This is a genomic window from Aureibaculum koreense (genome assembly GCF_034296135.1).
Lineage (GTDB): Bacteria > Bacteroidota > Bacteroidia > Flavobacteriales > Flavobacteriaceae > Aureibaculum.
Genome location: NZ_JAXKVV010000027.1, coordinates 1 through 23899, shown reverse-complemented (window position 1 = coordinate 23899; position 23899 = coordinate 1). Strand labels below are relative to the sequence as shown.

The 23899-nt window shown below is 31.8% G+C and carries 23 protein-coding genes; 18 read left to right on the top strand and 5 right to left on the bottom strand.

Translation table 11 applies throughout. The features are described 5' to 3' along the window. Window positions 1-14 precede the first annotated feature (14 nt). Entirely contained in the window at window positions 15-1172 is a 1158-nt protein-coding gene (gene lepB / locus UMM65_RS15875; protein WP_321977939.1) for a signal peptidase I, read from the top strand. Window positions 1173-1423: 251 nt separating this feature from the next. On the opposite strand, the gene UMM65_RS15870 is transcribed toward lepB, so the two are convergent. Then, window positions 1424-2779 (bottom strand): transposase, encoded by a 1356-nt coding sequence (locus UMM65_RS15870; RefSeq protein WP_321977938.1) that lies wholly within the window; start codon window positions 2777-2779, stop codon window positions 1424-1426. A 921-nt stretch (window positions 2780-3700) separates the two neighbouring features. Here UMM65_RS15870 and UMM65_RS15865 point away from each other — a divergent pair. From UMM65_RS15865 to UMM65_RS15790, 16 genes are all read left to right on the top strand, one after another. Further along, entirely contained in the window at window positions 3701-3976 is a 276-nt protein-coding gene (locus UMM65_RS15865) for a hypothetical protein (RefSeq protein ID WP_321977937.1), read from the top strand. 61 nt (window positions 3977-4037) lie between these two features. Further along, window positions 4038-4334 (top strand): hypothetical protein, encoded by a 297-nt coding sequence (locus UMM65_RS15860; RefSeq protein ID WP_321977936.1) that lies wholly within the window; start codon window positions 4038-4040, stop codon window positions 4332-4334. Continuing rightward, complete coding sequence (locus tag UMM65_RS15855; RefSeq protein WP_321977935.1) at window positions 4279-5220, top strand: hypothetical protein; 942 nt, start codon at window positions 4279-4281, stop codon at window positions 5218-5220. Before UMM65_RS15860 ends, UMM65_RS15855 begins: the two co-directional genes overlap by 56 nt. After that, on the top strand, window positions 5210-6544 hold the full coding sequence (locus tag UMM65_RS15850) for a peptidase associated/transthyretin-like domain-containing protein (RefSeq protein WP_321977934.1): 1335 nt from the start codon (window positions 5210-5212) through the stop codon (window positions 6542-6544). The genes UMM65_RS15855 and UMM65_RS15850 overlap by 11 nt, the downstream gene beginning before the upstream one ends. Before the next feature lie 2 nt (window positions 6545-6546). Then, the gene (locus UMM65_RS15845; RefSeq protein WP_321977933.1) at window positions 6547-7020 is read left to right on the top strand and encodes a DUF1573 domain-containing protein; all 474 of its coding nucleotides are present in this window, start codon (window positions 6547-6549) and stop codon (window positions 7018-7020) included. A gap of 782 nt (window positions 7021-7802) precedes the next feature. Then, window positions 7803-8090, top strand: a complete 288-nt coding sequence (locus UMM65_RS15840; RefSeq protein WP_321977932.1) for a hypothetical protein — start codon at window positions 7803-7805, stop codon at window positions 8088-8090. Window positions 8091-8429: 339 nt separating this feature from the next. Beyond that, complete coding sequence (locus tag UMM65_RS15835) at window positions 8430-8708, top strand: hypothetical protein (RefSeq protein ID WP_321977931.1); 279 nt, start codon at window positions 8430-8432, stop codon at window positions 8706-8708. 262 nt (window positions 8709-8970) lie between these two features. Beyond that, a complete protein-coding gene (locus UMM65_RS15830) occupies window positions 8971-10041 on the top strand; it encodes a DUF4221 family protein (protein ID WP_321977930.1) in 1071 nt (356 codons plus the stop codon). A 3-nt stretch (window positions 10042-10044) separates the two neighbouring features. Beyond that, window positions 10045-10458: a hypothetical protein gene (locus UMM65_RS15825; protein WP_321977929.1), complete on the top strand. Its 414-nt coding sequence runs from the start codon at window positions 10045-10047 to the stop codon at window positions 10456-10458. Between the two features lie 121 nt (window positions 10459-10579). Beyond that, a complete protein-coding gene (locus UMM65_RS15820; protein ID WP_321977928.1) occupies window positions 10580-11662 on the top strand; it encodes a 6-bladed beta-propeller in 1083 nt (360 codons plus the stop codon). A 1020-nt stretch (window positions 11663-12682) separates the two neighbouring features. Further along, window positions 12683-12910, top strand: a complete 228-nt coding sequence (locus UMM65_RS15815) for a hypothetical protein (RefSeq protein WP_321977927.1) — start codon at window positions 12683-12685, stop codon at window positions 12908-12910. Between the two features lie 57 nt (window positions 12911-12967). Further along, a complete protein-coding gene (locus UMM65_RS15810) occupies window positions 12968-14062 on the top strand; it encodes a BF3164 family lipoprotein (protein ID WP_321977926.1) in 1095 nt (364 codons plus the stop codon). Between the two features lie 12 nt (window positions 14063-14074). Further along, window positions 14075-14680, top strand: coding sequence for a hypothetical protein (locus UMM65_RS15805; RefSeq protein ID WP_321977925.1), 606 nt, complete (start codon window positions 14075-14077; stop codon window positions 14678-14680). Window positions 14681-14810: 130 nt separating this feature from the next. Then, the gene (locus UMM65_RS15800) at window positions 14811-17948 is read left to right on the top strand and encodes an efflux RND transporter permease subunit (protein ID WP_321977924.1); all 3138 of its coding nucleotides are present in this window, start codon (window positions 14811-14813) and stop codon (window positions 17946-17948) included. Window positions 17949-17952: 4 nt separating this feature from the next. Continuing rightward, on the top strand, window positions 17953-19029 hold the full coding sequence (locus tag UMM65_RS15795; RefSeq protein WP_321977923.1) for a family 20 glycosylhydrolase: 1077 nt from the start codon (window positions 17953-17955) through the stop codon (window positions 19027-19029). A gap of 100 nt (window positions 19030-19129) precedes the next feature. Continuing rightward, window positions 19130-21100: a hypothetical protein gene (locus tag UMM65_RS15790; protein ID WP_321977922.1), complete on the top strand. Its 1971-nt coding sequence runs from the start codon at window positions 19130-19132 to the stop codon at window positions 21098-21100. A gap of 131 nt (window positions 21101-21231) precedes the next feature. On the opposite strand, the gene UMM65_RS17740 is transcribed toward UMM65_RS15790, so the two are convergent. Beyond that, window positions 21232-21753 carry a TraM recognition domain-containing protein gene (locus UMM65_RS17740; protein ID WP_462976396.1) on the bottom strand — a complete coding sequence of 174 codons (522 nt, stop codon included), beginning with the start codon at window positions 21751-21753 and terminating at the stop codon, window positions 21232-21234. A gap of 36 nt (window positions 21754-21789) precedes the next feature. Between UMM65_RS17740 and UMM65_RS17735 the strand changes: the two genes are divergently transcribed. Continuing rightward, complete coding sequence (locus tag UMM65_RS17735) at window positions 21790-21939, top strand: hypothetical protein (protein WP_462976395.1); 150 nt, start codon at window positions 21790-21792, stop codon at window positions 21937-21939. Here UMM65_RS17735 and UMM65_RS17730 read toward each other — a convergent pair. The 3 genes from UMM65_RS17730 to mobB all read right to left on the bottom strand — a co-directional run bounded on the left by UMM65_RS17730 (window position 21929) and on the right by mobB (window position 23862). Then, window positions 21929-22210: a hypothetical protein gene (locus UMM65_RS17730; RefSeq protein WP_462976394.1), complete on the bottom strand. Its 282-nt coding sequence runs from the start codon at window positions 22208-22210 to the stop codon at window positions 21929-21931. The two genes, UMM65_RS17735 and UMM65_RS17730, sit on opposite strands and share 11 nt — an antisense overlap. Further along, window positions 22207-22713 (bottom strand): hypothetical protein, encoded by a 507-nt coding sequence (locus tag UMM65_RS17725; protein WP_462976393.1) that lies wholly within the window; start codon window positions 22711-22713, stop codon window positions 22207-22209. Before UMM65_RS17725 ends, UMM65_RS17730 begins: the two co-directional genes overlap by 4 nt. A 120-nt stretch (window positions 22714-22833) precedes the next feature. Beyond that, window positions 22834-23862: a MobB family relaxase gene (gene mobB, locus UMM65_RS15780; RefSeq protein ID WP_321977921.1), complete on the bottom strand. Its 1029-nt coding sequence runs from the start codon at window positions 23860-23862 to the stop codon at window positions 22834-22836. Window positions 23863-23899 lie beyond the last annotated feature (37 nt).

Sequence of the window (23899 nt, the reverse complement as noted above, 5' to 3'; positions counted from 1 at the left end):
TTCTAAAAGATGACATGAAAAAAAGATTTATAACCTTGCTTTTGTTACTATTTATATTGCTGTGGTTCATGCCATTGTGGGCAAGCATATTTATTGCAATAGCAATATTGTTTAATTTATTCTTAATAAAACTAATAGGATTAATAAAACATAGATTTTTAAAGAAAACTGCAAAAAGTATTTTTCTTTTTATATATATATTCTCTATAGCCATATCCATTAAATTGTTTTTTTTTGATATCTATAAAATACCAAGCTCATCCATGAATAATACATTATATACCAATGATGTTATCATGGTAAATAAATTAGAATTGGGTCCAAAATTGCCTCGATCTCCTTTTGACATTCCGTGGATAAACATTGCATTCTATTTTAATGATGCAGCAAAAGAGAGAATAAACGAAAATTGGTGGCCGTACAAACGATTATCTGGCAGAACAACTATAAAAAATGGTGATGTTGTGGTGTTTACTATGTTTAAAAAAAATATGGTTATTGTAAAACGTTGTATGGGCATTGCCGGTGACACCCTTAAAATAGATAAGGGTAACGTTTATATAAATAATAAACACTTTAGCCCTTCAAACCTAATACTTAATAATTATGAGTTTAATGTTAAAGACAAAAAAACACTCTATAGGAAACTAGACTCTATTGGTTTCGATATTTCAATGAAGAGAACGCGGACAGGTCATTTTATGGCAACCCTATCAACGCAGGTTAAAGATAAGCTTAAAGCATTGTATTTAGTTAAAGATTTAAAAAAAATAACTGATTCACTTGTAGAAACAAGTACTGTATATCCCAACTCTAAATACAATCAATGGAATTTAGACGATTACGGCCCCTATATAATTCCCAAAAAAGGACTGAAAATCGAGCTAAATCCAATGAATTTTGAATTATACAACAAAGTCATTGACACACATGAAGGCATTCGTATAAAAGATATTGAAGGAGCTTATTTTATAAATGAAAAACGAGCTAAAACCTATACTTTTAAACAGGATTATTTTTTTATGATGGGCGATAACAGAAAAGGATCCATTGATTCAAGAGTTTGGGGCTTGGTGCCTGAAAAACGCATTATAGGCAAAGTTCAATATATACTGTTTTCAAATTACCAAGATAAGTTTCAATGGAATCGATTATTTAAATATGTTAAATAATCAAAACTGCTATTAACTCAAAAAAGTGGTTTAAATTCAAAAACTTACACTTTTGAGCACCGTTACCTTAGGATTTATTTTGGCACTTTCAGAAGTAAGCGATTTTTATAAAGACGACATTTAAAAAACCTGATATTTTTTTCAAGATATCAGGTTTTTGCATTTTATGCCCTGTCGATTTAGTTAATTTTACCGGATAATTTTAAAACAAGACATATCCGTCCCATCCAATAGGTTAGGATATTAAAGTTTTAGGCTGTTTTTTGTAAGACCTGTGCCTGCATTCTTCTGCCGATCTCCAATGCATTGGCGGTGTGGATTCCAAAGAATATCCAAAGAATTTCGGTAGGTTTTGTTTTGGCCTTGATTTTTTTTAAGTGGTAATGTTCTTTCTCTTTGCCAAAACTGCCTTCCAGCCTAGAAGCCCTCTCTTTGGCGATCATCGCTTTAAGTTTTCTTTGAAGCCCGTAATGTCTTGAAGGTTTTCCTTTGGGCCTGAAGTCTGTTTGTATTTGGTTCGAGGTAGCGAAAACCCTATTTTTATTGGTTGCATAAATAGCGTCCGCACCTACTACTTTAACTTTTTTACGGGTCAGTCCCTGTGCCTTGTGGATTGTATTTTTAAATTGGGCCCCTTCGTTGAAGTTATCAAAATCGATACGTTGTACAAAGCTGATACCATCGATTTGAAGTTTGTTCACTTTGGCGCCAAATTCAACTGATTTTATTTCTTTCCCGCGAACGATCGGACGCAGATAGTTTTTATGTAGGCTTACTATTCTTCCTTTTGGCTTTTCACCTTTGGTAAACAATAGAAATTGTTGCTTATAAACTTTTTGAACGGTGCTACGTCTTTTGTAATAGCTCTCGGGCAGTTCCAATCGATATTCTTTTTCAATGTGTTTTAAAAATTTCTGGAACTTTAAAAGCAATCGCAACAGGGCACGCGTTATAGAGGTGCGTCGTTTTACCGTTTTCTTTCGCATTTTACTATAACCGATATATTTTCTTTTCCACTTTAAATATTTAGTTCTCGGTTGCTTTATTTTTAAGGTCCCGCACAGTTCTTTTGTTTGTTCGTAAAGCCAATAGACACTTTCCCAGAGCAGTTTCTGATTGGCGGGAAAACGGACTTCGCTCTCATAACAAGTAGCATCCGTAACAATTTTCCCCGGTTCGCTTATATATGTTTTCCAATGTTGGTAAAATACCTTTTCTGTGGTGCCGATGTTGAGGTTTTTAGCAAGTTCGCAACGAATCTGGCTCACGATTTTATAATTGGTAATCCGTTTAAATCCTAAATGGATATCGCAGAACAATCGATAGTCGATATTGCCGTTGAGCTGTTCGATTAATTTCCTGTCGGAACAACAGGCGTAATGCTTTAAAAACATCAGGGCCAATTTACCCTTTGGGCTAAAAATACATCGTGTGCCCTTATTAAATTCCTTGATCTTAAAAGCAACAACCAAATCGTCCCATGGAACAGCCCTATGGATTTTCCCCAGATCACCTTGAAGAAAACGGGCTTTTAACAAGGCTAAATGCTCTGTGGAAGATAAAAACGGAAATTCGTGCTGCAATTCGGATATTCTTTGTAATTTCATGCCTAAGAAAAAAGAAAAACCCCGTTTTTATGGCTTTTTGCCCGAATTCGGGGTTTAGTTCCTCTAATTTACAACTTATTTAGCTGATTTCCAAATGTTTATTTAGTTGTGAATGTGCCTATTTTATTGCTTAATAAGTAATTAACGTAGCGAAGGTTACGAAATTTCGTACAACACCAATATCACGGAAAACATTCGCAAATTTGAAACAGAAAGTAAGGGTTTCACTTACTTTTTTTGCGGTTTTTTTTTCTTCTAATTAATTTATTTGTACTTACTTTGAAATCAAATTAATACTGAAAACTTTTCAAGGAAAAACCTCTAGATATTAAAATTTATAATTAAAAAGAGATGAACCTTATTTAACTATAAAAACCTAAGCTTATAAGAATAAACTCTATAAATACCCAGAGGAAGAATTGTCATTCTTGTTTAGTCAAGAACATCATAATTTAAATTTTATTTGCTGATAATTCTTATAATCACTTAAACGATTTAAGTAATTGTTATGTTCTACAAAGTAGCATGTCTCATTAGACTTTTGTAAAAGTAAAAATAATAATTAAAAAAGGATTTTTAATCCTTAAACAATATATTTTAAAATTTAATAAAATGAAATACCCATAAGCGATCAATAGCATACAAACAGACGATGAATAAATTTTGTAACTTGCGATTAAACAAGAAACTCGATTTTTTACTGAAGGCAAAGACCTCGAGAATGAAATTGAGTTCGAAAAAGGGGGAAGCACAAACAGATGTTGCCACGCTTATTAACTTGAGCCAGAGCACGAAGATGAAAATTTCAATCTCTACCCCTTTACTTTTTATTCAAGGTTTATTCCTCTCTTTTTCAAGTTGGGTAAGGGATTTTCCGTCTCAAACTCAATTTTTCGCTTATTTTCAACAAATTATATACAGATGAAAAAAATAATTGGAATATTTGGAGTAGCAGTTTTAGCAATGGTTATGTTTTTTAGTGTGAATGCAATAAGCAGTTCAAATGGTGGTTTGGATCTAGCAAGTATATCGACTATGAATACGGCAAATGCGGAAATACCAATTCAACTTGGTACAAAAAATTGTGTTTGTAAGGGGTCGACATGTCAAGATGCCAACTGGGTGTCTTTTCGTAAATATTGCGGTTATGGAGAAAATTCTGATATAGTATGTAGTCAATGGAACTATAAATGTTAGTTAGATTTAATATAGAGTTATTGGCTCGGGCCAATAACTCTTTTAATTTCAAATAACTGTTATGATAAAAAAAATAGCTGTGGTTTCTCTAGTAATTGTTCTTTGCTTATTTATGTCCTGCAATAAGGAAAAAGGTATGGATGCAAAGGTCTATTATAATGTAGTAAATCTAACGGACAAAATTGATGATAATATAATCAATACTTTCGAATTTGAAATAGATACATTAACCATACAGTCGAGTATTGAAACCTCCTATGTAGGCAATCTTTTATTATTTAATGATACCTTATTTTTTGCGGATGAATTTTTTGGATATTTGTTCCGCTTTACAACAGAGGGGGGAGTTAATAGATAGGCATATAGGAAAAGGTAGAGGCCCAAATGAAGTGCTGGGCTATAATTATTCAGCTGTATCGGACAAACTCTATTGTTTTTTAAATGGCGGAAATAGTGGTTTAGCTTTTTTCAACAAGAAATTTACAAAAGAAAAAGAATACAGGATAGATTGGGAAATCAAACGTTCTAAAAAAGAGGTACTGGCAAATCCCATACCAGAGATAGGGGACAGTTATGAATTCGATTTTGGAATGCCCGGAATTTTTAAAGTGTGGAACGATAAACAGGTTTCTGTTGCCGTTACGGCTTCTCATCCTAAATTTAACGGGTATTTTAATTCGGAACTCTATTATAATTACTCAAGGGTATTGGCAATAATCAATATAAATACCGGTAAAATCGATAAACTAATAGGCAGAAGGCCTCCAATTTATTTATTACATAAAAACATACCTAATTTTGATCATTTTAACTATGAAGTTACAAATGAAAATGTATTTGTTAATTTTTGGGCGGACAGCACTATTTATGTTATAGACAAAAAAACAGATTTAGCTATTGGTAAATTTGGACACCCGGGCAAGAATATGAATGCGAACTACCCCACAACACAATCTTATGAGGATGCCGAAGATAATTGGAGAGAAGACAGAAATAATTTCGGGTTTTATCATTATATAAAATATATTCCTACTGAAAATACTATGTACAGAGGTTATACCAAAGGTAAAGATGAGACAACTGACGGATTGCAAATTTATAGGGGATACAACATGGTAGGTGATTTTTCGGTCCCAAAGGGAATAGAAGTTATTGGGGAAGCGAATGGAGAAATTTATGCCATTAACTCTAATGACGAAAATATGCTTAGAATTTATAAAATAAAATTTAACCATGAAAATTAAAATTATTTTTTTCTGTATTGGTCTTTTAAACTTCAATTTAAGTCATAGTCAAAAGACAGCTATTACTGGTAGAATACTTGATGCTAAAAACAACGATCCTGTTTTTGGAGCCTATATTTCTGTTAACACCAATCAAGTAGCTATATCTGATGATTTAGGCAATTATCAATTTATGCTTACGACAATTAACCCAACCGATAGTGTATGTATTTCCCATATTGCCTATGGAAAAAATTACTATAAGTTATCTGATTTCAAAAACAGAAAAAAATTTGAATTAACAAGCAAAATAAATCTATTGGATGAGGTAATTGTTCATAATAATCTATCAGATGATGCTCCTATTTTAAAATCGGCGAGAACGAATTTTGATAAATTAAGAATTAAATCCAATTACTGGTCAGGTCTTAATTTAAAGCAAGTAACTAAATATAAAGATACTGCTCAGAGTTATTTAGAAGTGGTGGGGCATGTCTTTATGGTCGGCAGTGATGAAAAAAACCCATTTGTGTTTGGATTTATAATTCCAAGTGAAGTTAGAAGGACCAAAGAAAGTAAGTCTTTACAAGAAATTTCCAGAAATTTTAACAGCAAAAGGGGAATGTTGCAAAGTATTGGACATGAATGGACGAATGTATTGTTAAATTATAAGTTTTTTGAATTAGCACATCCTTTGAGCAAAAGGGGGAGGAATAAATTTGTAATTAGGTCTGAAAAAACAGAGTGGATAGATAATAATGAATATTATGTTTTAGAGTATAAACAGGTAAAAAAGTTAAAATTAAAGACCAGATATTTAAAAAATATGTATGGAAAAATTTGGATAGATAAAATAGACAATTCAATATTTAAGGAAACAACTTATTTCGACTTTGAAAATATAAGCAGTCAAAATTTTTCCATTTTTTACAAAAAAATAAAAGACCATGTCTATCCGTATAAAGCAGTTAGCAATGTTTTTCACCATAATTATTCGCATTTTAAAGCAGGTTTTAATGTAAAAAGTATTTTTAGTTTTTACAATATTGATGTTAAGGAAAGGGAAAACTACCGAAAACTATATGGTCTATATCAAATGGATGCTTTTTTTACAAAAATTGATTATAACAAACCCTTTTGGGACAAATACAATTTAAGCAACAACCCAATGTCAAAAGATATTGAATATTTATCGCACAAAAAAGACTTGGACACTTTGTTTTCAGAAGGTGCAACTTCAGAAATTTACATTAAAAAACACCCCTTGTACGGGTATCTTCAATCGAAAATGCCACAGTTTAAAGCTATTGAAAATTTAATGAAAAAAGATTTAAAATTAAAATAAGTATGTTACGTAACTTTTATTTATTGCTCTTAATATTACTTTTCTTGGTCAACTTTGCCTGTAAACACGGTAACCAAAATAAAAAAACCGATTCAGCTAACAATATAATTGGAACTGTTGATTCAATTAATAGTGAGCTTAAAGAAAAAATTAAAAAAACAAAAGGACTGTTAATATGTAATAACAAGCATATTAACCTAAAAAAAGTAAAAAAAGGTTCTAGCATTGAGCAGAATTTCATTTTTCACAATACGGGTACTGAAACGGTTGAATTGCTTGGATATGAAGCTTCTTGCAATTGTACGGAATTAAAATTATCTAAGAATATTGTTTCTCCCAAAGATTCCGTTTCAATCATAATGATTGTTGAAACTGAAAATAAAGGTTTAGGAAATGATATTGTTAATACAACAATAAAGACTAATGGACAAAGGACCTTTTACCATTTATCTCTTAAATTTGAACTTGTAAATTAATATACGTGATATGATGATATATGTTATAGAAAACTAGTAGGTGCTTATTACTATAAAGTTAATTGTCAAAAATAATATTGTCTTTAAAATAAAAGCAAATGTAACTATTTGAAGTGCAAGGTATACTAAACTTTTTAAAAGAATACTACTAGTTGGAACTATAGTGTAAAGTATTAAAAAATAATCATTTGAGGGAGAAATATACTAGGATACGATAAATTTCACTTTTTTAAAAAAAATTATACATTTGGAAGAAGCAATCAATACAAAGAGTTTAGTCTAAGAGACAATGTGTTTTATAGTCAAATTACCAAGATAAGTTTCAGTGGAATCGATTATTTAAATATGTTAAATAATCAAAACTGCTATTAACTCAAAAAAGTGGTTTAAATTCAAAAACTTACACTTTTGAGCAGCGTTACCTTTTGATTTGTTTTATTGATTCACAAGTAATTAACGCAGCGAAGATTACGAAATTTCAAACAATACCAATATCACGGAAAACATCGCAAATTTGAAACAGAAAGTAAGGATTTCACTTACTTTTTTTGCGGATTTTTTTTTGATTTCTTAACTTCTTAGTGGTACTTTTGCGTAATTAATTTATGATTAACCATAAAATATATGCCTATTATATAAAAAAACAGAGGATAGATTCCATACATTTTGCCAGTTTTTAACCGGTGTAAAAAACCTGAATCTAATATTACGCCCCGCAAAGTAGCGAACCTCTATAAACTTTGTAAGAGTAAATAAATTATAAACCATTAAAAATTTCAAAAATGAATTTAAAGAAAAAAATAATAGGAATTTTAGGGATAGCTATTATTGCAATGGCTCTATTTTTTAGTACAAATGCAATTAATGGCTCAAATGGAGAATTCGATTTATTAGGATTGGTATCTATGAATACAGCAAATGCGGAGTGTAATAACGTGACTCATCAACCAGGAGCCTATTGCAAAAATAATTATGAAAAAAACTGCGGATTCTGTACTGTAAGTTCAACAGTTACCTCTTGTAAAGAATCAACATCTCATATCAAAGATTGCTACGATATTGGATTTTAGTATCAACATAAAAAATATAATATGGTAAAGTTTATTAAAATTTTAATGACTGCTTGTGTATTTATCTTTGCGTTATTTTTAAGTGTAAAAGTACAGAGTAGTATTTCAGGTAAAGATATTACATTAAACTCTATGTTATGTTTGGTTAATGCGAATGCGGAAACTAAATGTCTGAAAGGTTCTGTTAATAGCTCTTTTTGTAAACATAACCCCAATATAAATACCGGTCTCTGTGTCACCGATGCAACGAAAAGATGTTGTAAAGACACAACTGGGACAAAAGATTGCTACGATGTTGGGTTTTAATATTGACTTAAAAAATAATATAAATTTAAATTAATGAAAAAAATAATAAGAATTTTAGGAATATTTTTTGTTACATTAGTTATTCTTTTTAATGCAAACACAACGAACGGTTTAACAAGAGGTTTTGAATTGGCAAGCATAACGAGTATGAACACAGCTAATGCCGAATGTAATAGTTCAATCACATCGCCGGGGGCTTTTTGTAAAAACAATCCCCAAAAAAACTGTGGATTATGTACAATACATTCTACAGGGGGGGCATCCTGTAAAGAAACTTCTTCTATTAAAGACTGCTATAGTGTTGGGGTGTAACTTTTTAAATTATTAATCTATTAAAAGAGGCTATCCAAAAAGTTCTATTTTTTGTCATTTCGGTTACAGCCATTAGCTTTAACTTGCCGATTTTTCATGTGTCTATACTATAACCAATGTAGCAAAAGATTTAAATTATACTTTTTAGATAGCCTCTTTATTTATAAAAATTATTTTAGATATGACAAGCTGTAAAATTATAATTGTACTGGTTATTGCCAGCTGTATATCAGTATCATGTACGAAACCTATAAACCCAAACATGAATTATGGTGTTACGAAAAATAAAATCAAACAAATAGGATACGATTCTATTATCTTTAAAATTGATGATTCTTCATTACAGTATTCCAATTCAATACAGTATTATGATGGGTTTGAAAATAATCAATTTACTTACTTTAATTCTACTAATAATTCAATATACTTTCTTGATTATTTAACCAAGAAGCAGGATAGTATCTGGGATAATACAATATCAAATCATATTTTTGATTCTTATACAATTAAAAATAAAGATAGTATTTTCCTATTTAGCACAACAAATAAGAAACTCTATTTATATAACTTAAGGGGAGATTTTAAGAAAGAATTTGATCTGTCACAAGAAACGATTAATGATTCAACCATTTTACCTTATCCCTATATGTCAACAAACCTTCCTCTCGTAAGTCATAAAGGGAGTTTATATTTGACAGGATATCAGGTTGGAGAATTATTTACTGGGGGAAGAGGCCATAAGCAAAGGAAGACTATTCTTAAGTTAGATACTGATGACAAGCAATTAAGTTATCACATTAATTACCCTGATTTATATAACAAATTCAATTGGGGTGCTACATATTATTATATGACTTCATCAACTTATAATCCATTAACTCAGTCACTAATAGTGAATTTTCCTATTAGCCATAATTTATACGTGTATGATTTAGTTAGTGAGAAAGGTCGATATGTTTATGCAGGGAGTAGCTATATTAAATCAATTGAGCCATTTTCAAAAGATAAGAGTGATTTCGTAGATTCTAATAAACGATTAATATATTACATAACTAATTCTTCGTATATATCAATATTTTATGATAGATATAAAGATGTTTATTATAGAATATCTGCTTTACCAATGCAAAAAAAAGAAATTGTGGGTAAGGATTATTGGAAAAAAAGGCAATTTCAATTGATTGTTTTGGATAACAATTTTGAAACTTTGGGAGAAATTTCAATTAATAATATAATACCCGAAAATATCTTCATAAATGAAAAAGGAATTCATTTGCAAAATTTCTCCAATGAGGATGAAATGAAGTTTAAAATAATTAATATTAAAATATAGTTAATGAAAAAGATCATTTTGATATTAGCATCAGCACTAACTTTTATTGGTTGCCATAGTAAAGATTTACATTCTTTTTATTCGGAAAGCTTATTAACCGATATACCTAACAACAAAAATTATATCTATTATGTAGTTATACCACATGCAGGTTGTCCAGGCTGCGTAACGGATGCAGAAGAACTATTGATCTTAAACAAAAATAGTAATCGGCTTTTTTTTATTATTACAAATTATTCATCAAAGAAATCTTTACGATTAAAACTTGGGGAAGATGTAATGAAATATAAAAATGTGTTTCTTGACTCTACGAATAAGTATTATGCTAACTTTTTTAAGGATAATATTTATCCTATTTCCATTCATTTGGATAAGAACAAAATAAACGATATTTTGGTAGGTATTCCCAATATATAATAGTTTGGACTACATCTTTATTCAATTAATTTTAGCGTTTATAATACTCTAAAAATCAATCAAAAAAGTGAATAAACTTAATTGTTTTTATAATAAATGTTATCTTCTGATAGTTTTAATTTTGATCAATTGTAAACCTGATAATAATAAAATTAACAGCGGTTATTATATTGTTGATTTTGATAATGCTAAGGATAAAGAGATGAAATTATACGAAGTAGCAGATTCCTTGAAATTTACATTTCTTCAGTATGATAAGGAGAATCCCGTAGGCGAAATATTACACTATAAAGTTACCGAAAATTATTTATTTATAGTAGACCAACAACAGAAACTTTTTGTTTTCAAAAAAAATGGAGACTTAGTTACCTTTATTTACAATAAAGGAAGAGGCCCATCGGAATATATCACAATTGAAGATTTTATTGTTGATTCAAGAGAGGAAAGTATTTTTATTTTGAGCCCAACGAGCGGAAAACTTCTCAAGTATGATATATATGGAAATTTTATTGAAAGTTTTTCAATCAATTATACTCACGCCGCACATATTTCAAAACTTACCAATGGAAACTATTGCATCTATCAATCTGCACGCTTTTCCGAAAATAATTTTAATATATTTTTTTTGGACAAAAATTTTCAAGTAATTAACTCTGTAATAGATTCTAAAGGAGCGTTTATAAAAAAAATTCCTTATCTACTAGATGTAGTTTGGGGCAATCATAATAATAGCACCTATTATAAAGAAGTATTATCAGATACAGTATTTAAAATTAACCAAAAAAACACTTCTGAACCCTATATACTGTTTGACTTGGGTAAAAAAAGAATGCCAGACAAATACTATGAAAAAACAGGATATTATCAAAAGAACGCTCACAAGTTTTATCAGGTAGGTAGTATTCTAGAGTCCGGTAAGTATTTTTTTTTACAAATTGCATATAATAATGAAAAGAAATATTTTTTATATAAAAAGAATAATAATGAATCTTTAATTATTAATTTGGGAACTAAAGGGTTTTCCAATAATATTGATATTGATTTTTGGCCAGAATATATAGACGATAGCGAAACTATGTATCGATTTATTGACCCCATAGAATTGCGTAGTAAATTAAAAGAAACTTCTGAGGCAAATGAAATTAAGAATATTTTAGATTCAAATGATAACCCTGTATTGTTAAGTGGCAAACTATTGGACTAAAATTAATATTTAGAGCTATGTAAATTCAATAATATCAATACACATATTTCATAATATTAGATTAAGAAGGAGAGGCTCTATTTGTTCAAAAAAAAATAATTTTTTGTTATAGTTTAGCATGGAAATAGCATAATTGATGAAAAAAAGTTTATCCCCATTTTCAATAATCCTTATCTTTATTACGCTATCCATAATAGGAGCCAGCCTGATACCCTTGTTGAGCATCCAGTTTGCCCCAACACGGGCCAACAAGTCCTTAAGTGTTTTTTTGGTTGGCAAGACACCTCTGCCAAGGTCATCGAGCAGGAAGCAACCTCTAAACCGGAAGGCGTTTTCAATACCGTTAAGGGCATTAAGGACATCCGCTCAACCTCTAGAAAAGGCGGCGGGGCCATCTATATGGACTTTAAAAAAGGGACGGATATGGATGCCGTCCGTTTCTAAGCCCCCAAAATTATTTCGATTTATCCCAGGCAATTAATTTAAAAAAAACAAAAGAACTACCCTTTTGCATAGTATAAGTTAAAATAGTGCCTCATAGATTTGTTGTTAAATTGTATTGCCCCCTATTTAAATAACCGAGCTTCTTGGCGGCCCTTATTCTAAAATAATTTTATGAAATTTGGAAAAAAAATCAAATTCAACAACAATATTATCTCATTATTGGGAAAATAGTATTATATATATTACGTCGTTTTAATAAAGCAATTTTAAAGCTTGTCAATTCTTTGACAATTACATTAGCAAAACACCAAAACAATTACCTTAAAATCAATGCCTATGGATATAAAAAAAGTGCCTAGAGGATAGATTCCATACATTTTGCCAGTTTTTAACCGGTATAAAAACCTGAATCTATTAGTTACGCCCCGCAAAGTAGCGAACCTCTATAAACTTTGTAAGAGTAAAACAATAATTTACGGGGCAAGCCCCGTTAACATTTAAAATCAAAAAAAATGAAAAAAATAATTGGAAGTTTAGGAATAGCTGTTATTGCAATGGCTTTGTTTTTTAGTTCAAGTGCAATATACTAGCTCGGATAGTGATTTGGACTTGGCAGAATTAATAAAAACGAATGTTGCCAATGCTGAAGGTCCAGGAGGTACTTGGGATTGTTGGAATACGGTTACAAGAAATGGAAGCAATTATGTTATTGCATGTAGCATTACAGTAAATGGGGTAGAGTATTGTTGTAAAGTTGTTACGGACGCGAGCGACGTTAATGGACTAGCCACCTGTACAACCTAGCACCAACCAACTAGCATGGTTGTTAAAACATTTTTAATTCTGATATAATGCTCCAAAATGAAAAAAATTTCAACTTCTGACATTATTAATATATGTTTATCATTTATTGCTTTATTAATATTAAACAGATGTGCAAATAAATTTGAGCCTAATAAAAACAGCATAACTTTTAATAAAAGTTATGCTGTTGAAGTTGATTCAGTTGAAGTACCTCCAGTTCTCTTAAAAGAAAGAAGAATAATTGCAACTAATGATTTTCTCGTTTCGATGAACATTGATTCTGATACCATATTTAGAGTCTTTAAATTACCATCATATGCCTATTTAGGGAGTTTTGGGAGCAAAGGCAAAGGTCCTCAAGAATTTGTTTATCCAAATATTTCAAGTTTTAGAACTGATGGTAAGAATATTTCCATTTCAGATTTAAAAAAGGTTTTTACAATAGGTTTAAATGAAAACGACATAACAAATAATAAGGTTACTTTTTTAGAGAATTATTACATACCTGGAAAAATAATGGGTTTAAACCAAGCGACTGTTTTAAATGACTCCATTATCTGCGGTGTTATGTGGACAAATTCAACACATGAAATAGTTTCTTTTAATACTCACAATGAAGAAATAGGTTCTTTTATCGATTATCCGAATTTTTATCCTAATGCACCCAAAAAAATTAAACCAATACTTTATAATAAGCACATTTCTTTATCACCTGATAAATCAAAGTTAGCTATACTGTATACAAAATTTTCATTATTAAGAATTTATGATTTTAATACAGGTAAATTAATAGAGAAATCAATTAATGGAACCCCTGATCAAAAAGACATTTCGTTTACAAAAAATTCAATAAAAGATTCCTTTGATCTTTATAAATACTATAAAGATATCACTATTACAGATAAGTATATTTATGGCTTATACCAATTATCTACAGCCCAAAGAAAAAATAAAGGAAGTAATGAATATATAAGTAAATCAATTTCTCAGAAAGAACTTCATATTTTTACGTGGAATGGAGAGCCCAAATTAAAAATAAAATTAGAAGACTGGATGAATATTTTTACAGTTACCACCGATGATAAAAACCTAATATTCGTACATCCTGAAAAAGAGGATTTAATATTTACTGCTAAATTAAATTTTTTTTAATTCAAATACGCCATGAATAAAAAATGGGTATATATTGCTGTTTTTTTGCTATTATTTACTAATTTTTATTTGCTTAAAACAAAAAATTCAAGAGAGAAAAAACTTATTGGTTTTACTAAAAGCTTGAATGAACAAAACCTATTATTAGAAAATAAAATTAAAAATTTTAATACCAAATTAATTTTCAATTTTCAAGTTCGTATATCAGAGAATAATAGAGAAATTATTTTTAAGAATAACCCGACGTTAAAGCCAATATTAAATTCTAAAAAAATAATTCTTTTTTTTAATGAAAAAACATGTGGTTCATGCATTACCAAAATTTTACAAGATTTAGAAATTATTGCTAATAAAATTGGAAAGGACAAAATAATTGTTGCCTCGAACTTAGGAGAAATAGGTAAGCCTTTGCATAATTCGGAGTATGATTTTAAACATTTTTTTGTAGAAACCTTTTATATAAAAGCTGAAAAGCTTAATGAGCCTATAGTTTTTATAGCAGATAACAATTTGAATATCAATTTATTGTATTTACCTGAATCATTTCCAAATATGAGGCAACCTTATTTTAGCAAAATTCTTCCTAACTACTTTAAACAATCTGCAAAAAAGAGATGAGATCAATTAAGAGTCTATCCAAAATTACCGCGAGTTAGATTATAACTTTTGTTCAATTAAAACAGAGAGAGTTGATTAGTTCAAAAGGTTTAATTTTTTATTATAACTTAGCTTGAAAATAGTAAAATACGTGAAACAAAACTCATCGTCATTCTCTGTAATTCTAATTTTTATCTCTCTATCTATTATAGGGGCAAGTTTAATCCCTTTATTAAACGTTCAACTTACCCCTACTCGTTCCAATAGCTCCCTAAGCGTTTCTTTTGGTTGGCAAGATGCTTCTGCAAAAGTCATAGAACAAGAAGTAACCTCTAAATTAGAAGGTGTCTTTAATACTATACATGGTATTAGCAATATCAGTTCATCTTCACGAAAAGGTAGCGGTTCAATTTCAATGAACTTTAAAAAAGAGATGGATATGGATGCTATCCGTTTTGAAGCGGCCAATCTTATCCGTCAAAGCTATTCTGAGTTACCCGAAGGTGTTAGTTACCCTTCATTATCTAAAAGTAGTACTAATGAAAATACTTCACCCATTTTATCCTATAGTATCAATGCCAATGAAAGCCCCTATCATATAAAGAAATTTACTGAGAATAACGTATTACCCAAGTTAACTACTATAAATGGGGTTAATAAAGTAGATGTTTACGGAGCAGCCCCTTTTGAATGGGTTATTGAATACGATACTAAAAAGTTATTTCAATTAAACATTTCCGTTGAGGAGATACAAAATGGGGTAAGAACATACCTTCAAAAAAAAGAATTAGGTACTGCCTTGATTCAATCCGAAAACAGCACAACTGATCGAGAAATTTCATTGGTTTTAGCCCACAAACCAAAAGAAAAAATCAATTGGAATATAATTCCTATTAAGAAAATACAAAATCGGATTATTTATCTAAGCAATCTTGCAACTGTCAGGTATAAAGAGGGCAATGTAAATGCCTATTACCGTATAAACGGTTTAAATACCGTCAATATGGCCATATATGCCGAAAAGGGTGTGAATACCATTGATTTAGCAAAAACCATAAGATCAACTGTTGATGATTTAAAAACTGGTTTACCTATTGGCTTTTCAATCAAAATGACTAAGGACACCACAGAGTTTGTAGTAGCGGAATTACAAAAAATACAAAAACGAACCTTATTTTCTTTTTTGATTCTACTAGTATTGATAATTTTAATTAATAGAAGTGTAAAATATTTAGTGGTATTGTTTTTAAGTATTGTCACCAATCTTTTAATAGCGGTTATTTTTTATTATGCACTAAATGTGCAATTGCAATTGTACTCCTTTGCTGGGATTACTATTTCCTTTAGTATTATTATAGACAATAGTATCATTATGATTGACCATTTACGGAACAAAGGCAATAAAAAAGCTTTTTTAGCCATTTTAGCAGCTACCTTAACTACCATTGGAGCTCTTATGGTTATTTTTCTTTTAGAGGAAAGCCAACGTTTAAATCTTTGGGACTTTGCCTTAGTCATCGCCATTAATATTGGTGTTTCACTTTTGGTTTCCTTATATTATGTACCCGCCCTATTGGAAAAAATGAAAATGAAAAAAAAGCGGATTCGTTTTTCCAGAAAACGTAAACGACGTGTTTTCAAATTTACAAGAGGATATGTAAATGTTATAAATTGGACACAAAAACCAAAATTTAAATGGGTCTTTATTGTATTGTTTATATTTGGGTTCGGATTGCCTATACACTTATTACCTCAAGAACTTGAAGGTAATACAATATGGGATAAGCTTTATAACAATACATTAGGAACAGAGTGGTACAATACTGAATTACGCCCTACACTTGAAAGGTTTATTGGAGGTTCTTTTCGTTTATTTACGGAAGATGTTTTTGAAAATTCATATTATAATAAACCTGAACGTACCGCACTCCGTATAACCGGAAGTATGCCAGATGGATGTACTATTGAACAGCTCAATGAAGCCATTCTGAAAATGGAAAATTATATTGAGAGATTTGACGAAGTCTCATTGTACGAAACAAGGATTAATAGCCCGAAAAGTTCGAGTGTCGTTATATATTTTAAGGAGGATTATGAGTTTGGCTCTTTTCCCTATACTTTAAAAAGCAAACTGGAATCTAAAGCAATTAGTTTAGGTGGATTGGATTGGTCTGTAAGTGGTGTTGGGCGTGGCTTTTCAAATGCTTTGGGCACGGGCAACAAAAGTAACCGTATTATTGTAGAAGGGTATAATTACGATAATCTGTATGGTTATGCGGAACTGCTTAAAAAACAATTAGAGACTAATTCAAATGGTCGCGTTAAAGAGGTAGAAATTACAAGCGGTGGCTGGGGTAGTAATGCAATAAATGAATATTTTTTAAATTTTGACCAAGAACGATTGGCCATGGCCAATTTATCGCAACATCAATTATATGGATATTTACAAAACCAAGTATATTCCAGAAATATAACCTCTATTATAAATGACCATGAGCTACAACAGGTAAAATTAGTATCCGACAAATATCAAAAATTTAATGTTTGGGATTTAAAGAATACACCTATTCCCATTAATAAAAAGCAATATAAATTAAACCAGTTGGCCTTTATCGATAAAAGAAAAACAGGAAATACCATTGAAAAAAACAACCAACAATACCGCTTAACTGTTGCATATGATTTTTTAGGCACTCAACCGCTAGCAAAAAAAGTAAGAGAACGCAATGTTGCAGAGCTAGAAGTTAAATTACCTATAGGTTATCGCGTTTTAGAGCAGTCTTATGGAGGATGGAACAAAAAGGATTCAAAGCAATATTATTATCTTTTTGTGGTCATTATTATTATTTTCTTTGTTTGTACTATTCTTTTGGAATCCTTGAAACAACCTCTTGCTATCATAAGTATGATACCCTTATCTTTTATAGGGGTGTTTCTAACCTTTTATCTATTTGATTTTAACTTTGACCAAGGCGGATATGCTTCGTTTATTTTATTGAGCGGTATTAGTGTCAATTCGGCTCTTTTTATAATTAACGATCATAATAATTTAAAAAAACAATATCCTAACAGAAACAATCAAGCACTATACTTTAAGGCTTTTAATTATAAAATTATTCCTATAATCCTAACAATAACTTCTACTATTGTTGGGTTAATTCCATTTGTATGGAATGGTCAAAATGAAGCCTTCTGGTTCTCTTTTGCTGTAGGGTCTATTGGGGGTCTATTGTTCTCCTTTCTGGGTATATTCTTTTATCTACCTTTATTTATAACCAAAAAAAAATAAGAAAATGAAAAAATTAATGACATTACTATTTCTATTCCCATTCCTGTTAATTAGTCAAAAAGCAACAATTTATTCTTCATCGGGAAGCAATTTTGATCCTCCAAGAGAACAGTTATGGCGGGGAATTATTTTTGCCCCTGAGGAAAAAGAATCTTCATCGGCCGATTTCCTTCTGAATTTTAAGAAACTTGTAGAAGACGCTTTGGTTCCAAAAGGAATCAACCTAGTAATTTTCGATATGCACTGGAATAATTTTCACTTTGTTTGTCGTCCAGAGCTAGAAAGATTGAGCCTTCCAGTCGGACGCTATTTTACCAAAGCGGACGCAAGGAAAATGTCTAAGATCTGTAAAGACAATGGCATCAGGGTCATGGTGGGAATGAACTTCTTGACCCATCAAAATTTTGGTCAATTACTAAGAGCATTCCCTGAATATCAGTGGCCTGGAGAGAAAAAGCTATGGGATCCCTTTAATAAAAAGGTAAACCCTGTGGCATTTGCTATGGCCGACGAACTTATAGATGCTTTTCAGCCAGAAGGATTTCATATTGGTATGGACGAGGCTTGGGATTTTGATGTTTCCACGCATCCTGAGGCGAATGGCTACAATAATGCCGAATTGTGGGCCAAGTGTGTCAATGAATATTACCAGCATATTGTAAAAAAAAGAGAGCTCGAAATGCTTATATGGTCAGATATGTTCGATGAAAGACATGGTAAAGGGACTAGTGATGCGTTGAAACAGATTCCTGATGATATTATTATGTGTTATTGGGAATATGGAAACCATAAAGAATATCCATGGATTAAAAAATTTTTGGATGAAGGATTTCGGGTTTTAGCCTGTCCTTGGAACAACGAAGATGCTACTATCTCATTGGTTAATTCGGCTATAAAAAATAAGGAAAATCCAAAGATGTTGGGTATATTATATACTACATGGAGTAATGCTGTAAGCTCAGATCTTAGACCTGCTCTATTACAAGAGGGTGACCAATCTAAGCTAGACAAAACTATTCAGGGAATTGCCAAAGGTATGGAAAGTACGATTCCGTTACTTTTAGAAAAGGACATAAAATAAAAAAATACCTTCTAAATTTAAATAGATGAAATATAATAATATATCCTCCTCTTTAAAATATTCAATAACGGTTATTACATGTGCTTTTTTCATTATAACCTTGTCCACCTGTAATAAAAAAGATCGCCTTAAACAATCATTGGAACTTGCTGGGAGAAACAGTGTCGAATTTAAAAAAGTGTTGAACCATTACCTTGCGGAAAATGATACTGCGAAAGTTGGTGCGGCCGAATATCTTATTAGTCATATGCCAGGAAATTTTTCCTATGATACTACCAATTTGGCAATATACAGACCGGTTCTAAATATATTGGATTCCCTTTTAGGCAGTGGCGATTTGGATTACGGAACGGAAATCAAGCCTATAATCGATTCGATTTGGATTTTCGAAAAGAATAGATGGCCACTTTCCGAATATATATATTCCAAGCCGATCATCCATGACTTAAAAGGGGTTAAGGCCGACTACCTAATGGATAATATTGATATGGCATTCGATGCATGGTCCACGAATCCTTATAAGGACAGTATACTTTACATGGATTTTTTGGAGTATGTGCTTCCCTATAGGAATCAATCCGGTTTAGCATTGGATAACCATAGGAAGTATTTTTTAGACGACCATGGGAAGTATTTTTCTGAAAAGTATCCTTTACCAATTCATATTGCCATTGATTCACTATTGTATAAATATCGTGACATTACTTTCTCTAATGGGTTGCTTTCAGATTATCCATTCCTAAAATGTAAAGATGTGGAGTTATCGACTAAAGTACTATGCGACCAGCGTTGTTGGTTCAACTCCATGCTTTTTACTTCATTGGGCATACCTGTAACTGTAGATTTTGTACCCCTTTGGGGACATGGTAATAACGGGCACACATGGAACGCTCTAATTTATAATGGAAAGACCTATGCGTTTGAACCTAATTGGGATGATGATAGATGGAAATACAATCGGATTTATAATAACGTTGATACAGATTCCATATGGGGGAAGTTTCATCTTCCAAAAATATATCGTCATACCTTCGCAACATATCCTGAAGGGCCATTGACTGATAAAAGAATAGCGGTAGAGAATATTCCTCCGCTTTTTAGGAACCTGAAAAAGAAAGATGTGTCTGAAGTTTATTTTAAGGCCATTGATGTAAAAATACTGTTGGAGGTTGAAGTTCCAAACAATACATATTATGCTTATTTGGGGGTATTCAACAACAATTGGTGGCGACCTGTTCAGTGGGGAAAATTGGACGGTAGAACTGTAGAATTTAAAAAGATGGGAGGGGATATGATTTATGCCCCTATCTTTTATAAAAATGGGGTATCAATAATTGCTGGAAACCCCTTTTATTTAGGAGAAGATGGACAAATAAAGAAACTTACACCATCCAAAGAAAAGCAGAAGGTGTTGTTGAAGCGTAAATATAGAAAAGGATCAAAGTATAATGATCCAGGTCATCTCTTAAAGGGGAGTAGAATAGAAGGTGCCAACAACCGGGAATTCAAAGATGCCACATTGCTCGGAGAAGTAGATTTTCATCCTGAACTTAGGTCTTATTCCATCAATATTCTTAACGATCAAAAGTTCCGATACGTTAGATTTTTATTGAGTAATCCAGTCAATCTTGCGGAGTTGCGGTTCTTTGGGAGTGACGAAAATTTTGAGGAGTCGGAATTTAAAGCAAAAGAAATACTCCCCGAAGAATTACAAGAGCTTGATTTATACAAAATCAGGGACGGGGACATGCTTACGTATGTCAATATTAAAAATAAGATGAGCTCTCTTAAAAATAAAGACGCTTGGATAGGATATGACTTGAAGTACCCAAGGAGGTTAATGAGAGTCTCATTCTGTCCCCAGAACAATAGAAATCATGTCCTTCCGAATTTAAAATATGAACTTTTCTATTTTGATGGTAAATGGATATCTTTGGGCGTGCAAAAATCAAATGGGTATGAACTTAGATATGAGGCTCCTAAAAATGCATTATTCATTCTAAGATGCCTTGATGAGGGCAAAATGGAAAGGATATTTTTCTATGAAATGAATCAACAAATTTGGTATTAATGTTTAATCAGTTTACTATAGTTAATCCTAAATTCGACCCTGTTTACCATAGGATTAACAACATCAAAAAAGATGTGCTATTCTAATTTATTCCTTTAATAAAAGGTCTTTCATCCTGTTAATACTATTTTTTAACTCGAACTCACGTTAAAGATAGATTTCACATCATTATGAATTTTTATAAAATTCGCATCCAAATCAGTATTTCCTATTTCTTTAATGTCAGGTAATCCTTTAATTAACTTAGGGCGTTTGAACTGTAATTTTTTATCCTTCCCCTCGGCAACTACAATAAACTCCCCTTGTTTCAATCGAAAAAAAACATCTGCTCTACGTTTAGAAACTTCCTTCTCCCCTTGCGTTACCCGAGTATCAAAATTTAGGTTATGCCCTTTATTGATACTTCTTGTCTGCTTTTTCACAATTTCAAAAAAGCGTTCGTAATACTTTGCCGTATCTGGATAGTTTGCCTTTCCAAAAAACTGATAAGACAAGTTGCTTAAAATAGCACGACTTGCCCTATCCCCATACATCATATCGTTTTGTATTTTGTCCTGTAATACATAAAGGGTCACAATATCATAACTCCTTAAGGTTGCCGGAATACGGTGCATGTTTAATAGGCGAATGGTAGATGCTTCTTCCAACAGCACGAATGAAGGGTTTTGATTAGTTTGGTAATCGTGTGCATGATAGTGGCAATAACCGGAGACAAAGAGGCTTCTTTTTTAGGATTGTTCACTATGGAAATGACCGCTGGGTTTTGGGGATTGTTGACATCCAAAGGTATATCATCCGCGGAAAGCACCATAAATATTTTTTTGGTACTTATTTTTTAAAGGCATTGGCCAAGGTGCTTTTAACCCCTGCCGTTTGCCTGTCAGACCCTACCCCACTTATAAAAGCATCTGCCATAGCTTTAGCTGTTAAATCCGCTTCGAGAAAGGCAATGAGTGCTTTCGTTTCCAAATGTTGGTACAGGGCTATTAAATGGGGAATGGTACAGTAATCCCCATAATCTGTTTTGAGCCTCCAAATCAGACCACCTATCAAGCCTTCCACGGCATCTTTAAAAAATCGAGAGGTACTGTTATTATCCGATTCTTTCAATTCCAAAAGGTTCTCCAACAGCACCCTTGAGATTTCATAGACACTTTCTTCATCCGGCAAATATGTGGGGGCAATGGGATTGACCCTATGGTGAATGGGGTCAAAAGAAACAATATAAAATCGGTATTGCTTTTTTTGAATATAGGATATGCCATTTCGGTAATTTCAAAATCCTTGTAATCGTGCATGACCCCGCAAAAAGCATTCTTGCCAAAATGTTCTAAAAAATTATAGACCACACTTTCAGTTTTACCACTGCCCGCTGCCCCAATAATAGAGACTCCCCTACGGATGTTTTCCAATACAAAGCGAGAACCTTTTGTATTGAGTACTACCTTATATTTTTTATTTTTTTTGTTAGAGGTATCATCTTTCGAAAAAAAACATATAACAATATATTTAAGAACAGGAAAGGGATGGTTATATACATGAGTATCTTTAAAAAGGAATGCAAATCCAGAGCGTAATATCCAATAACCGATATACCGATTATACTCAGGCACATCAGGGAAAAACCATAACGTACAAATCTTATAATAAGATAAGAGATACTACATAGCAATGTAACATACAAAATCAAACTGCTCATTTCACCCATAGCTAACATTTATTGAAAATTAGTACTAAATCCCGATAGAACCGGAGTTTATCGCTTTTCCCATTCCTTTCTTAAGTTTTATAAATGCCTTATATGCCAATTGCACCTTATTGGTAGGAATATTGGGAATGTTTATTCCTGCTTTATGGAGCAATTTAAAAGCCATTTGTCTTTCGTTTGTTGGTAAGCCCACAAGTGTTGTAAAAAATTGTTTCGGGTCTTTTATAAACATATTTTTTGCCCAATAACTTTCAACAAAATTTCGGTTGTAGTCAAAAACAGTATCAAATCTTTTTTCAGCGGCTTTATAAAATTTTTCCCTGTGAAAGCCCTGTTTTACTTTTTTGCTGTTTAGAATTGTTTCCGATTCTTTATATTTTGATCCCGGGGAAAGACTGAACGAATTGGTACTGTCCTTTCTGCTGACAATAATATGGATATGGCTCTGGTAGCCTTCTTTCTGCATTCCTCTGACGATACGTTTGCTCCCGGGCCCTCGGGATCGGTGCGGGGCTTCTTTTTCCAATTTGGCTATTTCCTTTTCCAGTTTTTTGATGTTACCTGTTGCAATGCTTTCTTGTATGTCCCTGATTTTATGTTTTAGCTTGAGTATTTTGGTGGCAAAGGGCTGGTTTTCCCGTATCTTTTTGTCCGTTCCCTTATAGGTACGTTCGTGCTCGATTTTGGCATAATATTTAATATCGTCAACAGTAACTTTCTGGTCCCTATAAAAAGCGTCGGCATAGTCCTTCATGACTTCCCTAACGTATTTACGCAGTTTTTCGGGATTGTTATGGATATGTTTTAATTCCCTCGGGCTAGGACTGACCACCAAAGAATAGAATTTAGGATCCTTTTTGGAAAGCTTAGCGGTATTGCCATCAATTTCCGAAATTACTTCTTCTGGGCTTACCTTGTCGTTATACTGGTCAAAAAAATGTTCCCGGAGTTCCATACTTTTATCCTCGTTTTCCTTTTCCAAATAATTGACGAAATCAGAAACACTTCCCTTATAGTTCATGCCCGATTGTTGTTTGGTAATGGCGATATACATTCTTTATAAATTTTTTAAGGTTCTTTTCAGTTTTACA

What these genes read in the sequence shown, in the direction of transcription:
- lepB (WP_321977939.1), top strand. Translation starts at nt 15, where the DNA reads ATGAAAAAAAGATTTATAACCTTGCTTTTGTTACTATTTATATTGCTG.
- UMM65_RS15870 (WP_321977938.1), bottom strand. Translation starts at nt 2,779, where the DNA reads ATGAAATTACAAAGAATATCCGAATTGCAGCACGAATTTCCGTTTTTA.
- UMM65_RS15865 (WP_321977937.1), top strand. Translation starts at nt 3,701, where the DNA reads ATGAAAAAAATAATTGGAATATTTGGAGTAGCAGTTTTAGCAATGGTT.
- UMM65_RS15860 (WP_321977936.1), top strand. Translation starts at nt 4,038, where the DNA reads ATGATAAAAAAAATAGCTGTGGTTTCTCTAGTAATTGTTCTTTGCTTA.
- UMM65_RS15855 (WP_321977935.1), top strand. Translation starts at nt 4,279, where the DNA reads ATGAATTTTTTGGATATTTGTTCCGCTTTACAACAGAGGGGGGAGTTA.
- UMM65_RS15850 (WP_321977934.1), top strand. Translation starts at nt 5,210, where the DNA reads ATGAAAATTAAAATTATTTTTTTCTGTATTGGTCTTTTAAACTTCAAT.
- UMM65_RS15845 (WP_321977933.1), top strand. Translation starts at nt 6,547, where the DNA reads ATGTTACGTAACTTTTATTTATTGCTCTTAATATTACTTTTCTTGGTC.
- UMM65_RS15840 (WP_321977932.1), top strand. Translation starts at nt 7,803, where the DNA reads ATGAATTTAAAGAAAAAAATAATAGGAATTTTAGGGATAGCTATTATT.
- UMM65_RS15835 (WP_321977931.1), top strand. Translation starts at nt 8,430, where the DNA reads ATGAAAAAAATAATAAGAATTTTAGGAATATTTTTTGTTACATTAGTT.
- UMM65_RS15830 (WP_321977930.1), top strand. Translation starts at nt 8,971, where the DNA reads ATGAATTATGGTGTTACGAAAAATAAAATCAAACAAATAGGATACGAT.
- UMM65_RS15825 (WP_321977929.1), top strand. Translation starts at nt 10,045, where the DNA reads ATGAAAAAGATCATTTTGATATTAGCATCAGCACTAACTTTTATTGGT.
- UMM65_RS15810 (WP_321977926.1), top strand. Translation starts at nt 12,968, where the DNA reads ATGAAAAAAATTTCAACTTCTGACATTATTAATATATGTTTATCATTT.
- UMM65_RS15805 (WP_321977925.1), top strand. Translation starts at nt 14,075, where the DNA reads ATGAATAAAAAATGGGTATATATTGCTGTTTTTTTGCTATTATTTACT.
- UMM65_RS15795 (WP_321977923.1), top strand. Translation starts at nt 17,953, where the DNA reads ATGAAAAAATTAATGACATTACTATTTCTATTCCCATTCCTGTTAATT.
- UMM65_RS17735 (WP_462976395.1), top strand. Translation starts at nt 21,790, where the DNA reads ATGATAGTGGCAATAACCGGAGACAAAGAGGCTTCTTTTTTAGGATTG.
- mobB (WP_321977921.1), bottom strand. Translation starts at nt 23,862, where the DNA reads ATGTATATCGCCATTACCAAACAACAATCGGGCATGAACTATAAGGGA.